Raw genomic sequence first — 12,767 nt, forward strand, 5'->3', positions numbered from 1 at the left:
AATGCTCCGCTTACAGCGTAAGCAAAGAATAAGATATTGAGAAGCACTATGCCATCGACTGGAGCAAAGCATATAATTCCGGCAGGCCCTTATCTAGTCTTGCCGGCCGCCATTTTTCGTTTACCCAGACATGCTTCGTTCCGCCGGCTACCAGCCGTTCACCCGGAAGATCCTCATAATGATTAACAATAGCGGGATGGAATTGATCCAGACTTACTTTGCGGATTTCGGATTCAAAGGAAAGACGCACAGGCGAAAAATCCGCTACACGCGTACAGATCAGTACCGTATCATCATACCGGGCCGGAAGCTCATACCGGCACTCAAGATCCACCACAGGAAGGAGCAGGCCTTGCTGCTCGATGGTTTTGTAATCATACCCCGCTGAACGGATCAGCTCCGTTCGGCCAATTTCAAACCAGGTTATGTAATTGCCATGAAAAACAACCCCCATTTGATCCGTTTCCTGATAACGAACGCGCAGAGGATGCAGAAACCATTGTTGTGACGCCATGCTGAAGCTACCCCCTATATTATTACGAACTTAGTGCCAAAAAAATTAAATTTGTTTGCAATTCGTAAACAAGGAATTGCTTATATGTGAAACAAAAGCGACGGTGAATGGCTCACCCTCGCTTCTGTTCTTCTCTGCTTGAGAGAAATATGAAATTAGCTATTACAGCACTTTAGCTTGTCCGGAGTATACAACGCCAGTCTCGCCGTAGACCGTTACTTCCGTACCGTCCATCAGCAATTCCGTTGCATTCGAGATGCCGAGAATAACCGGAATACCCAGGTTAATGCCGCATACCGCTGCATGGCTTGTAATACCGCCTTGCTCCGTGATAACAGCTGCCGCTTTTTCGAAAGCAGGCATATATTCTTTATCCGTCGATACCGTAACCAGGATCGAACCGGAAGTTACGCGTGCGTTCGCTTCTTCAGGCGTGCGTGCAACAACGATGCGGCCTGTAGCGGTTTGGCTGCCGATGCCTTGGCCTTGTGCCAGAAGCTCGCCGACATGGTGGATCTTGATCAGGTTTGTTGTACCTGCGCGGCCAACCGGAACGCCTGCGGTAATAACGATGGTGTCGCCAAGGCTGATCAGGCCAGTGCTTCTAGCGCCTGCAACGGCATTCTCGAACATCGCGTCCGTTGTTTCAGCGGATTCGCCAAGAACCGGCTTAACGCCCCAGATCAGAGCAAGACGGCGCATAACCTTCTCGTCGTTCGTTACAGCGATGATTGGCGCTTTCGGACGGTATTTGGATACCATGCGTGCCGTGAAGCCGCTTTGCGTCGAAGTCACGATAGCCGCTGCGTTCAGGTCAAGCGCGGATACGGCAACCGCTTGGCTGATCGCTTCCGTTACGGATGTTTGTTGAGCGTTAGCTTGCTTTGTGAAAATCTCGCGATATTCCAAAGCCGCTTCCGCGCGCTCCGCAATGCGGGACATCGTCATTACCGCTTCAAGCGGGTATTTGCCTGCGGCTGTTTCGCCGGAGAGCATGATAGCGTCAGTGCCGTCAAAGATCGCGTTAGCTACGTCGCTTGCTTCCGCGCGGGTAGGACGCGGGTTGCGCTGCATCGAATCCAGCATTTGAGTAGCTGTAATAACCGGCTTGCCTGCGCGGTTGCATTTTTCGATCATCATTTTTTGTACCAACGGTACTTCTTCAGCCGGGATCTCAACGCCCAGGTCGCCGCGGGCTACCATCAGGCCGTCGGATACTTCAAGAATCTCGTCGAGGTTGTCCACGCCTTGCTGGTTCTCGATTTTGGAGATGATTTGGATGTGGCTGGCATTGTGGCGTTCAAGCAGCTCGCGGATTTCAAGCACGTCGCTTGCTTTACGAACAAACGAAGCCGCGATGAAGTCGATGCCTTGCTCGATGCCGAAGACGATATCGTTAGCGTCTTTTTCCGTGATGCCTGGCAGGGAGATCGCTACGCCTGGAACGTTTACGCCCTTTTTGCTCTTGATTTGACCGCTGTTGTTGATGCGGCAAATAATCTCAGTGCCTTGTACTTCTTCAACCGTCAGGCCGATCAAGCCGTCGTCGATCAGAATAGTCGAACCAACGGTAACGTCGTTTGGCAGGTTGTTGTAAGTAATAGGCACGCGGTTAATGTCGCCCAGAATTTCTTCCGTAGTCAGCGCTACGCGCTCGCCAGCCACGAGTTCGATTGGCTCTTCCTTCAGTTTGCCAAGACGAATCTCAGGTCCTTTCGTGTCGAGCAGGATAGCTACCGAAGTACCCAGCTCTTTGTTTGCGATTTTGATGTTTTTGATACGGTTGCCATGCTCTTCAAAATCGCCGTGGGAGAAGTTCAGACGGGCAACGTTCATACCCGCTTTAATCAGTTTCGTTGTGTTTTCCAGCGATTCGCTGGAAGGGCCGATCGTACATACAATTTTCGCTTTGCGCATGTTTAAGTATCCTCCGTTTAGTGCCTGCTATAGTCATTATAGTCAATAATCAAATGGTTGAGCCGCGGCTTGTACTACATTTTTAACGATTTTATACCTTTGCCGATTCCGTCATTTCGGGAGCTTGCGCCTCTTGCGAGGCTTGCGCAGCTTCCTGCGCCGCAGCTTCCGCTACTTGGAATTCGCCAATCTTGCGGAATTTATGGTAACGGTCTTCAATGAGTTGCTCGGGTGTCATAGGCAGAAGTTCCACCAAATGCTTCCACAATTTCTCCTTCAGCCGTTCCGCCGTGAACGCCAAATCGCGATGCGCGCCGCCTTGCGGCTCTTCTATGATGTCCTCGATCACTTCGAACTCGAGCAAATCTTTCGCCGTAATTTTCATCGCTTCAGCCGCAATATCCGCTTTGGAAGCGTCCTTCCACAGAATGGAGGCCGCGCCGTTAGGGGAAATCGCAGAGTAAATTGCATTCTCCAGCATCAATACCCGGTTGCCTACGCCCAGGGCAAGCGCCCCGCCGCTGCCGCCTTCACCGATCACGATGCAGACGATTGGCACGCCAAATCCGGCCATCTCTCTTAAGTTGCGGGCAATCGCTTCCGATTGGCCACGCTCCTCGGCCGTGTTGCCTGGATAAGCGCCCTTTGTATCGATAAAAGTAATGATCGGGCGTTTAAATTTGTTAGCTTGCTGCATAAGACGCAGCGCTTTCCGGAATCCTTCCGGGTGAGGACTTCCGAAGAAACGGGCAATATTATCCTTCGTATCCTTGCCGCGCTGATGGCCGATAACCGTTACCGGCAGGCCGTTCAGCTTGGCCAAACCGCCGACAATCGCAAGATCATCGGCAAACAAACGGTCGCCATGCAGCTCAATAAAGTCGGTGAAGACCGCCTGAATGAAATCAAGCGAAGTCGGACGCTGGTGAAGACGCGCGATATGCATCTTCTGCGCCGGAGTCATTTCGTTATACAATTCCTCTTCCATCTGCTTGCACTTCTCTTCAAGACGCGCAATCTCTTCGGAAAAGTCCATGCCGTTGCTCTCAGCCAGCGTCTTCAGCGTTGCGATTTTCTCCCGCAAATCGCTGATCGGCTTCTCGAACGGAAGCATCTGTTCAGCCGCCATGGGATAATCCCTCCCTTACGGTATGCATATCCAGCAGCTTGCCAAGCGTTGTCTTCATATCCTTGCGGTGAACAACCAGGTCAAGCTGTCCATGCTGCATGTTGAACTCTGCTGTCTGGAAGTTGTCCGGCAGCTTTTGGCGGATCGTCTGCTCGATTACGATGCGGCCCGCAAAGCCGACAAGCGCGCCGGGCTCGGCCAAATTGTAGTCGCCAAGACTCGCAAAGCTGGCGGAAACCCCGCCCATCGTCGGATCCGTAAACACCGAAATGAACAAGCCTCCAGCCCCTTGAAACATGGAAAGAGCGGCGCTTGTCTTCGCCATTTGCATTAAGCTGAGTATACTTTCCTGCATGCGGGCGCCGCCCGATGTCGAGAAGATAAGAAGGGGCAGCTTCTTCTCATGCGCCGCTTCGATTGCTCTTGTTATTTTCTCGCCAACGACAGATCCCATGCTTCCGCTGAAAAAGTCAAAGCTCATGACCGCAACAACAACCGGATGGCCGTTAATGGTGCCTTCGCCCGTTACAACGGCTTCCCGCAGATTCGGATTCTTCTGCCGCTGCTGCTCGAGCTTCCCTTTGTACCCGGGGAATTCAAGCGGATCGACAGATTCCATATTCGCATCGTATTCATACAAACGCCCGTCATCGAGCGTCATTCCAATCCGTTCCCAAGCGCTCAGACGGTAATGATGCCCGCATGACGAGCATACCTTCAAGTTCTTATCCAATTCTTTGCTGTACTGAATGGTGCCGCATTTGGAGCACTTATTCATTAGACCTTCCGGTATGTCGCGTTTAGGCCGCTCAGAAGGGATGGTCGCATACTTCTTCTTTGAAAATAAGTCCTTAATTTGCAATGTGTGACACCTCTCAAGGCGCAATAGTGTAAGGTTTTACGGCTGCATAATGGAGTTGAATACTTCCTGTACTTCCTCCAATTCACCCGAAGGAACCAAAATCTCATATTGCTGTTTAGACAGATTAACTGGACGGACTTTTACGAGAAAGCCTTCTTCCGTAAGCCGCTTCTTGATGTTGTCCGCGATTCTAGCGGTTGGAGCGATGTAAATGACCGTCCACATTATGGTACCTCCTGAAAACTTTGCCCGCAGCAAAGTTCGCATCTTCTAACAAGTCAATCCCGTTAAAGGCCATATGATGTCATAATGATACCACAGTCATGGCGAATCGGGCAAATGGTATCGGATGGCTTTTGGGTCCTGATGCGCGATCCTTGCTGATGCCGCCGCCGCCAGTCCTGCGACAAGATCGTCGAGAAACACGTGAATTTTCTCGCCTTTCAGATTCAGCTGACGAATAATGCCGGGCTTTACTTTATCCAAATATCCGAAACTCGTCAAGCCAATCATCCCATAAACATTCGTTATTCCTAGTGCTAAAGTCTCGTCTACGCCATACAGAGACTCGTCGGTTTCCATGATGGCCTGCAGCGGCTCCGGCAGCAAACGGCGTTCGGCGAGCTCGTCTAGAGCGATTCCAGTATACAGCACATACTGCACCTCGCGCTTTTCCAAAACGGCTCTTACGCTCTCTTCGCATTCGGCCACGGTCAAATCCGCATTGTAAGGACGCTGCAAGGTATATACAATTTCTGCAATATCATCCACTGTTACTCCACGCTTTTGCAACCACTTTTCGATTCCGGACGTCATGTCCATCCCTCCCGCATATGCTTGTACGTTTTCATGCAACGTAAGCCGGGAAAAAGCAGCGGCAGCAGCCGCTTAATCCCACTTGTAACATTAAATGTATGCGGGAGGTGATAGAGTTGTGCATAAATTATCTGACAATTACGGCTCCTTGCCCCAGAAGCTGCTCAATGGCGCTGAATAATTGCGGAGAAGGCTTGGTGCGGTACGTTTCGCTTAGAGCAAGCGAACGCTGCTCCCGTTCATAGAACAGCACCGTATCCAGCTGGCCGTGATGGTCGGCGAGCAGCTTCTTCAACTGCTCCAGCACGTCGGGATGCTCGCGCGAAGCGATAATCTTGATATAGACTCGCTGACGCTTCCTTTCAGCATGGTGGGTACCGCGGTCGGAAGGCTCCGCCGGCCTGGCAGGCTGCGGCTTCCGGGCGGCAGATGCCGCCTGTGCGGCTGAAGCCTGCCGAACTGTAGAAGCTTGCCCTTGCGGCGAAGGCTGCGCTTGCGGCTGATAGCCGCCTCCCGGCACCCTTGCAGCGCGGGAGCTCGCATGCTTCCGCATCCGCCTGACATGCTCGTTCAGCTGCTCCGCCGTCGCTGTCCCTTCGTGAATCGGAACAACATCCTCGATGATCAGCTTAAAGTCTTCGTCCTGATGCTGGACGGTTGCGTGGATAATGGCAAGCCCGCCTTTCACGAGACGATCCCCGCAGCGCTTCCATACAGCCGGGAAAACAACTCCCTCAGCGCGCATAACCCTGTCCTCTACTTCAATAAAGCCCATTGCATTTCCTTTTTTATTCGTAAACGGTTTAAGCGAAACTACTCTTGCTCCGATAACGGCAGATGCCCCTTCCGCTGCTTCCCCAAGCTCTACAAGACGGTCAAGGCCAAGCGGTTCAAGCTGTTCCTCCACCGCGTCCAGCGGGTGGCCGGACAAGTACAGACCAAGCAGCTCCCTTTCCAGCTCCAGCTGCTCGCCCATCGAATAAGGCCTGACATCCGGCAGCTCGACATCCCAGTTCTGCACTTCGTCGAAGCCAAACAGCTCGATCTGCAGCTCCTCGCGTTCCTTGCGCCATTTCAGCGCGGCTTCTACGGTCTCTTCGAGCACGGCAAGCTGCTGCGCGCGGTGGCCGGGCAGCGATTCCATTGCGCCGGCCTGGATAAGCGACTCCAGCACCCGTTTGTTGACGACGCGCAGGTCGACGCGCCGGCACAGGTCAAGAAGACTGTCGAACGGCCGCTCGCGGCGCTCCTTCTCTAAAGCTTCAATGGCCTGCGTCCCGACATTTTTGACCGCGGCAAGTCCAAACCGGACGGCGCCTTCGACCGGCGTAAACGTAACGCCGCTTTCGTTCACATCCGGAGGCAGCACCTCGATGCCCATCCTCCTGCATTCGTCCACGTATTCGGCCGTTTTCCGCTGGTTGCCCGTTACGGACGCAAGCATCGACGCCATAAAAGGAATCGGATAATGCGCCTTTAGCCATGCCGTCTGGAAGGCAAGCACGCCGTAAGCTGCGGCATGGGCGCGCGGGAAGCCGTAATCGGCAAACCGGACGATCATATCGTAGACCAGATTGGCATCTTGGCTGGTATAGCCTTCGCTTACGCTGCCTTTTACGAAATGCGCGCGCTGCTCGTCCAGCACCTCCCGCTTCTTCTTCGATACGGCGCGCCGCAGCAAATCCGCCTCGCCAAGCGAGAAGCCGGCCATAGCAGACGCAATCTGCATGATCTGCTCCTGGTAGACGATAATGCCGTACGTATCCGATAGAATCGGCTCGAGGGAGGGATGCGGATATTTGACGGGCGCAAGCCCATGCTTGCCCTGAATGTAATTCGGAATAAATTCCATCGGACCGGGACGGTACAAAGCCAGCACCGATACGATGTCTTCAAATTCGCTAGGCTTCATCTCCTTCAGAACGCGTCTGACTCCGGACGACTCCAGCTGGAAAATGCCCATCGTCTCGCCCCGGCCAAGCATCGCGTAGGTGGCCGGATCATTATCCGGCACTTTGCGGAAATCAATCTCCTTGCCGTACAATCCTTTCACCCAAGCAAGCGAACGCTCCACGATGGATAACGTTCTCAGGCCGAGGAAGTCCATTTTCAAAAGACCTACCGCCTCGAGATGCTCCATCGAATATTGCGTAAGCGCCGTTCGCTCGCTTCCCGCCTGCAGCGGGACGTAATCCGTTAACGGTCCGCCTGAGATCACGACACCGGCCGCATGGGTAGAGGCGTGGCGCGGCATGCCCTCCACCTTCAGCGCCATCTTGATCATGGCATCGGTCCTTGGCTGCCGCTGGCAGGCTTCGCGAAGACCCTCGCTCACCTTAAGTGCTTCCTCGAGCGTAATGTGGAGCTGATTCGGAATCATCTTCGCCGCCCGGTCCACCTCCGCGAACGGCACATTCATCGCGCGCCCAACGTCCCTGACAGCGGCTTTGGCGGCCATTGTACCAAAGGTAATGATCTGCGCCACATGCTCGTCGCCGTATTTGGCCGAGACGTAAGCGATGACCTCATCGCGCCGTTCGTCATTAAAGTCGATATCAATATCGGGCATCGTAATCCGTTCCGGATTCAAGAACCGCTCGAAGAGCAGCTTATACTTCAGCGGATCCACGTCGGTAATGCGAAGCACGTATGCAACCAGGCTTCCCGCCGACGAGCCCCGTCCCGGACCGGTCCGGATGCCCTGTTCATGGGCAAAGCGGACAAAATCCCAGACGATCAGAAAATAGTCGCTGAAGCCCATATTTTCGATAACGGACAGCTCGTAGGCAAGCCTTGCCTCCGCCCGTTCCCGGAAAGCCGGATCCTCCGTCCATTGCGGAAGCCCCGCATAACGGGCGGCTAATCCGCTTCTGCAAAGCTCGGCCAAATAAGCCGACGAAGCCATGCCGTCCGGCACCGGACGGAAGACCGGCAGCGCTGCCCGCCCAAACGTCAGCTCCAGCGAGCATTTGTCCGCAATTTCGGCTGTATGGCGAATCGCTTCCGGCACGTGGCGGAACAAGAGCTCCATCTCTTCCCCGCTTTTCATATACAGCTGATCCGTCCCCATCTTCATCCGGTCCGTATCGTCCACCGACTTGCCCGTTCCGATGCAAATCAGAACATCCTGCACGGCCGCATCCTCCGGCGTCAAATAATGAACATCGTTGGTAGCCGTAAGCTTGATGCCTGTTTCCCGGGCCAATTCAATCATGGCGGCCGCTACTTTTTTCTGATCCAGCATGCCGTGATCCTGCAGCTCCAGATAGAAATCGTCTCCGAAAATCCGCTTATACCGCAAAGCGGCAGCCAGCGCCTCCTCCCGGCGGTCGTGAAGCAGATGCTGCGAGATTTCCCCATGCAGACAGGAGCTCAGGCAGACCAGTCCTTCAGAATGAGCCTCCAGCGCTTCCGGGTCGATCCGCGGCTTATAGTGAAAGCCTTCCAGATGGCCAATCGAGACCAGCTTCATCAGATTGCGATAACCGGCCTCGTTCTTGGCTAGAAGAATTAAATGATAGATCGGATTGTCCTTGCGCGTTCCCTTCTCGAAACGGGATCCCGCCGTAAAATACATCTCGCAGCCAATAATCGGCTTGATGCCCTGCGCCAGGCATGCTCTATAAAAAGGAATAGCTCCGTACATGACACCGTGATCGGTAAGGGCAAGCGCCTTCATCCCTAGCCCGGCAGCCCTTGCCGCCAAGTCGCGGATCCGGGCTGCTCCGTCAAGCAAGCTGTATTCGCTATGCACGTGCAAATGCACAAACGAGGAATCTATGTTGTTCATCCGCTGGCACCCTCTTTCGGTTCTTATTCCTTCTATTTTATCATAATAGACCGCATACCGCCCATAGAATGGTAGTGAGGCAGCCGGACAGGCTGAACTATGCGCTAAAAGGCAGGTGTACGTTGTGAACGTCATTTTATCAAAGGCCGGGCTTGATTTTTTTATCGCCTTTGGCGTTGTTGTCGGAGGATCCATGCTGGCTGGAATCGGCTCGGTTTTTCTGCTGCTGCCGCCTACTTCCATGATGCTGAGTACTGCCGCGAATCTTAAAATATGGGCGATTGTCGCGGCTGTCGGAGGATCTATCGATCCGATGCGCGTTATCGAAAGTAATATCGTAGAAGGGCATTTGTCGCCGGCCGTCCTTCAGATTGCTTATATTGCCATAGCCTTTCTAGGCGCCCATATGGGAACAGAGTTGGTCAAGCTCATTTGCAAGGGGGCGGCTTGATGCATGCGCGTACCTCAGTTTGAGCGGTATGTCAAAGGGGTGCAGATGCTTGGCGTGCTGCTGCTCGGCATGCTGCTTGGCGCAATCATCTACAATTCCATGTACCACGCCCAATTCGAGGCGCTAGTGAATCTGAAGAGCGATCTGGAGGTTAAGCTGGAGCAATACGAAACCGATATAAAAAGCTTAACGAAGTTCAAAAATCAGCATACCGTCATCAAGAGCGTCCTGCCGCGAATCGAAGAGGAGGCCGGACAAAACACCGACCGCCCCAAGCTTGATAAAGTAACGGAAGCGGAGCTAATCAAGAGGATCAAAGCGGATCTCTCCGTGTTCCTCGGGCAGAGCATTTACGAAATCGATTCGGACGCCCAGCTTGCCCGGAGACTATTAAGCAACAAGATTTATACCAATGTCCTTGAAAAAGACTATTCTATCGACATCACGACGATCCTGGTTGCGGATAATAAGCTGCAGGTATGGGTCAAAGTCAGATTGTACGCGAGACCGCCTTCTTAAACGCATTTATTTCCGGTTTTGGGTGAATTCATGCTACAATAACGCCATCGAGACTACAAAAGGAGCTGTAGCAAACATGGATTCACTCCTGCAATGGGTGTTCGCGCCTGGCATTATGATCACATTGGCGCTTACCGTCTTTTTCAGCTTTAAATCCCGCCGCTCGACGGACATGCGCGCGCGCGGCCTTCATGCTTCGCGGATGAACATCAGCATGGGCTTTATGCTTATGTTTATAGCCGGCGTTCAATTGTTCCTCTCCGGCACTTCGACGGCGCGTATCGTGATCGGGGCGATTTTCCTCGTTATCGGATTTTTCAATTTGTTTGCGGGGCTGCGTAACCATAGTATTTTTCGGACGATGCAGCAGTAATGCGCGTTATGAAAATGGATGGCACTGCGTGGGGCGAATATTTCTTCGATCGCGGTTGGTTCCGAATTCCTCTCATTAGACGTAGGACAAGGTAGGAATCCGGCAACCAAAGGCGAGCGCTACGCTTCTCAGAAACATTCGCCCACTCCGTGCTCTCATTTTCACAAAAGTCTACTGCCGCCCGTCCTTTGGGGCAGCATATTGAGCCGACCTGGCATTTCGCGGGTTGGCTTTTTTTTGGTAGCCAATATTTATTGTTGGCCGTTATTTAATGAGGCTTTTCGCGGCATATTTCGCTGATTTGGTCATGTTGGGAGCGATAGTGAGGCCAGCCTCATAATTAGTGAAGTCTTACGTGAAGACTTGTCGGCGAAAAAATTCACTATTAATGAGTTTTTCCGCCAACAAATCCGCCCACCTGTAAAAGCCCTCTTGCAACGAGTAGCCGCAACCGAAGAAGCTCCCGAACCATCGCCCACCAAGTCAATATCCAGCTTTAACAGCATAATAGCTCGGAAAGTTTTCTTTTACTCAAAGTTGGCCTAGAGAATATGGTCTTCTTTTGCATATACTAAGGACATCTTACTACAGGAGGCTGATGTAAAATGATGAACCTATCGATTGTTTGCGCTGTTCATGTATCTCGGCCTATTCGGAACGCCTTCTAGCCTTTAGAGACGCGCCGCGGGACCGAGAAGTCCTTGCGGTTTTTTTTGTGCCTTCCGCAGGGGAATCCCTGCGGTTTTTTTGTTGTTCGAAAGTCCAATAAAACGATTAACGAGGAGCATTCGATTTGAAAAATACCGATACTTTGCAGCACCATCAACAACATTTGGCCTACGGCTGGAATGCCGATTGGTACAATAAAATGGAGCAAATGCCGGCAAACGCGCGACAGCTGGCACCCGCGCGCGTGATCGCCCAGCATTCCCATTCTTATCAGATCATGACGCCAGGCGGCGAGCATACGGCTACCGTTACCGGCAAATACGAATTTAATGCGGCGCTGAAAAGCGATTTTCCCGCCGTTGGCGACTGGGTTATGGCCGAAAAGCTGCCTGGCGAGACACGCTCGGTTATCCATCACCTTCTGCCGCGCCAAAGCGCAATGATCCGCAAAGCAGCCGGAAGTACGGTGGATGATCAGGTCGTTGGCGCCAATATGGATTATTTGTTTATTACAAACGCACTGAATCAGGATTTTAACGTTCGCAAAATGGAGCGTTACCTGATTGCCGCATGGGAAAGCGGCGCTTCACCGGTTATTCTGCTGACCAAAGCCGATCTGTGCGACGATCCGGAGGCTTTCGCGGCACAGATGGAGAGCGCCGCCCCCGGCGTACCGGTGCACCTGATCAGCGCCCTGCAAAACCAAGGCAAAGAGCAGCTTCTCCCTTATTTGCAGCCAGGCAAAACCATTGCCGTTACAGGCTCGTCCGGTGTCGGCAAGTCTACTCTCCTGAATTGGCTGGCGGATGACAATATCATGGAGACTCAGGGCATCCGCGAAAACGATTCTCGCGGCCGCCACACGACAACGCATCGGGAGCTGTTCCTTCTGCCGAACGGAACGCTTGTCATGGATACACCGGGCATGCGCGAGCTTCAGCTGTGGGATGCGTTTGACGGATTGGAGCAGGCTTTCTCCGATATCGAAGCTCTGGCTGCCGGATGCCGTTACCGGGATTGCCGCCATGAGTCCGACCCTGGCTGCGCGGTTCTTCAAGCCATTGAAGACGGAACGCTAGAAGCGAAACGACTTCACAACTACAGGAAGACGGCCAAAGAGCTCTCCCATCTTGCGCGGAAAGAAAACAGCCTTGCGAAAAAGGCAAAAAAAGCAGCCGGTTCCTCTTCCCGCAAAAGCGAACGCAGGACGAAAGCCGGCGCATGGGACTACGATTAACTTGCCGCTCTTCCCTTTAGCTATATCAGTTGAAAATAGATTGCACGAAATGTAGTTTATCAGCCATTTGGGTGGGCAGCCGAAGCGGTATAATGCATGGAATGCAGGATATTGTGCCCCACTGAGCAAATGACGGCTACTTCTCTCGAATATGCTGCATTCCGTGCAGGATATTTCGGATAACAGAGCAGGTTCGCGCCATTATCGTGCATTTCGTGCAACGTATTTGAACTTGAACGAAAAGTCCAGATAAGTGACTAAAAACATTAAAAGGGCTGCCAAACAAAAGGCAGCCCTTTAACTCTCCCTATAAAGATGATTGATTCGTATGAAGGAACACGGGGAAGTGAGAGGGGTGGAGGGAATGTGTCTCCTGAAGAGCGGAGCGCCTGCCTTTGTGAATCGTGAAATCTCGCAATGCGAGTTAATTCAAAATTTCACGATCACAACAGCAGCGGAAGGAGATACATTCCCGTAATCCCTCGCACTC

Annotated in this window: 12 protein-coding genes; 5 read left to right on the top strand and 7 right to left on the bottom strand. The window is 52.8% G+C overall.

Going from position 1 to position 12,767, the window contains the following annotated elements; genetic code table 11:
* Nucleotides 1-46 precede the first annotated feature (46 nt).
* The 7 genes from WFK81_RS00790 to WFK81_RS00820 all read right to left on the bottom strand — a co-directional run bounded on the left by WFK81_RS00790 (nucleotide 47) and on the right by WFK81_RS00820 (nucleotide 9,028).
* Nucleotides 47-514 carry an acyl-CoA thioesterase gene (locus WFK81_RS00790; protein WP_336784562.1) on the bottom strand — a complete coding sequence of 156 codons (468 nt, stop codon included), beginning with the start codon at nucleotides 512-514 and terminating at the stop codon, nucleotides 47-49.
* Between the two features lie 162 nt (nucleotides 515-676).
* The gene (gene pyk, locus WFK81_RS00795; RefSeq protein ID WP_336784563.1) at nucleotides 677-2,431 is read right to left on the bottom strand and encodes a pyruvate kinase; all 1,755 of its coding nucleotides are present in this window, start codon (nucleotides 2,429-2,431) and stop codon (nucleotides 677-679) included.
* Between the two features lie 91 nt (nucleotides 2,432-2,522).
* On the bottom strand, nucleotides 2,523-3,560 hold the full coding sequence (locus WFK81_RS00800) for an acetyl-CoA carboxylase carboxyltransferase subunit alpha (protein WP_336784564.1): 1,038 nt from the start codon (nucleotides 3,558-3,560) through the stop codon (nucleotides 2,523-2,525).
* Nucleotides 3,550-4,422, bottom strand: coding sequence for an acetyl-CoA carboxylase, carboxyltransferase subunit beta (gene accD / locus WFK81_RS00805; protein WP_336784565.1), 873 nt, complete (start codon nucleotides 4,420-4,422; stop codon nucleotides 3,550-3,552). Before accD ends, WFK81_RS00800 begins: the two co-directional genes overlap by 11 nt.
* Nucleotides 4,423-4,458: 36 nt before the next feature.
* A complete protein-coding gene (locus WFK81_RS00810; protein WP_015846041.1) occupies nucleotides 4,459-4,647 on the bottom strand; it encodes a hypothetical protein in 189 nt (62 codons plus the stop codon).
* A gap of 96 nt (nucleotides 4,648-4,743) precedes the next feature.
* Entirely contained in the window at nucleotides 4,744-5,238 is a 495-nt protein-coding gene (locus WFK81_RS00815; protein WP_336784566.1) for a phosphatidylglycerophosphatase A family protein, read from the bottom strand.
* Nucleotides 5,239-5,365: 127 nt separating this feature from the next.
* Complete coding sequence (locus WFK81_RS00820; RefSeq protein ID WP_336784567.1) at nucleotides 5,366-9,028, bottom strand: DNA polymerase III subunit alpha; 3,663 nt, start codon at nucleotides 9,026-9,028, stop codon at nucleotides 5,366-5,368.
* A gap of 124 nt (nucleotides 9,029-9,152) precedes the next feature.
* Between WFK81_RS00820 and WFK81_RS00825 the strand changes: the two genes are divergently transcribed.
* From WFK81_RS00825 to WFK81_RS00845, 5 genes are all read left to right on the top strand, one after another.
* A complete protein-coding gene (locus WFK81_RS00825) occupies nucleotides 9,153-9,479 on the top strand; it encodes a YtrH family sporulation protein (RefSeq protein ID WP_336784568.1) in 327 nt (108 codons plus the stop codon).
* Between the two features lie 3 nt (nucleotides 9,480-9,482).
* Complete coding sequence (locus tag WFK81_RS00830) at nucleotides 9,483-9,998, top strand: hypothetical protein (protein WP_336784569.1); 516 nt, start codon at nucleotides 9,483-9,485, stop codon at nucleotides 9,996-9,998.
* Nucleotides 9,999-10,074: 76 nt separating this feature from the next.
* Nucleotides 10,075-10,371, top strand: coding sequence for a YtpI family protein (locus tag WFK81_RS00835; RefSeq protein WP_132307414.1), 297 nt, complete (start codon nucleotides 10,075-10,077; stop codon nucleotides 10,369-10,371).
* Between the two features lie 793 nt (nucleotides 10,372-11,164).
* Complete coding sequence (gene rsgA / locus WFK81_RS00840) at nucleotides 11,165-12,277, top strand: ribosome small subunit-dependent GTPase A (protein WP_336784570.1); 1,113 nt, start codon at nucleotides 11,165-11,167, stop codon at nucleotides 12,275-12,277.
* Nucleotides 12,278-12,605: 328 nt separating this feature from the next.
* Entirely contained in the window at nucleotides 12,606-12,755 is a 150-nt protein-coding gene (locus WFK81_RS00845) for a hypothetical protein (RefSeq protein WP_336784571.1), read from the top strand.
* The last annotated feature ends 12 nt before the right edge of the window (nucleotides 12,756-12,767 follow it).

It is taken from the genome of Paenibacillus sp. MMO-177, assembly GCF_037147795.1.
Classification (GTDB): Bacteria; Bacillota; Bacilli; order Paenibacillales; family Paenibacillaceae; genus Pristimantibacillus.

What these genes read in the sequence shown, in the direction of transcription:
- pyk (WP_336784563.1), bottom strand. Translation starts at nt 2,431, where the DNA reads ATGCGCAAAGCGAAAATTGTATGTACGATCGGCCCTTCCAGCGAATCG.
- WFK81_RS00790 (WP_336784562.1), bottom strand. Translation starts at nt 514, where the DNA reads ATGGCGTCACAACAATGGTTTCTGCATCCTCTGCGCGTTCGTTATCAG.
- WFK81_RS00845 (WP_336784571.1), top strand. Translation starts at nt 12,606, where the DNA reads ATGAAGGAACACGGGGAAGTGAGAGGGGTGGAGGGAATGTGTCTCCTG.
- WFK81_RS00815 (WP_336784566.1), bottom strand. Translation starts at nt 5,238, where the DNA reads ATGACGTCCGGAATCGAAAAGTGGTTGCAAAAGCGTGGAGTAACAGTG.
- WFK81_RS00835 (WP_132307414.1), top strand. Translation starts at nt 10,075, where the DNA reads ATGGATTCACTCCTGCAATGGGTGTTCGCGCCTGGCATTATGATCACA.
- WFK81_RS00830 (WP_336784569.1), top strand. Translation starts at nt 9,483, where the DNA reads ATGCGCGTACCTCAGTTTGAGCGGTATGTCAAAGGGGTGCAGATGCTT.
- WFK81_RS00820 (WP_336784567.1), bottom strand. Translation starts at nt 9,028, where the DNA reads ATGAACAACATAGATTCCTCGTTTGTGCATTTGCACGTGCATAGCGAA.
- WFK81_RS00800 (WP_336784564.1), bottom strand. Translation starts at nt 3,560, where the DNA reads ATGGCGGCTGAACAGATGCTTCCGTTCGAGAAGCCGATCAGCGATTTG.
- WFK81_RS00810 (WP_015846041.1), bottom strand. Translation starts at nt 4,647, where the DNA reads ATGTGGACGGTCATTTACATCGCTCCAACCGCTAGAATCGCGGACAAC.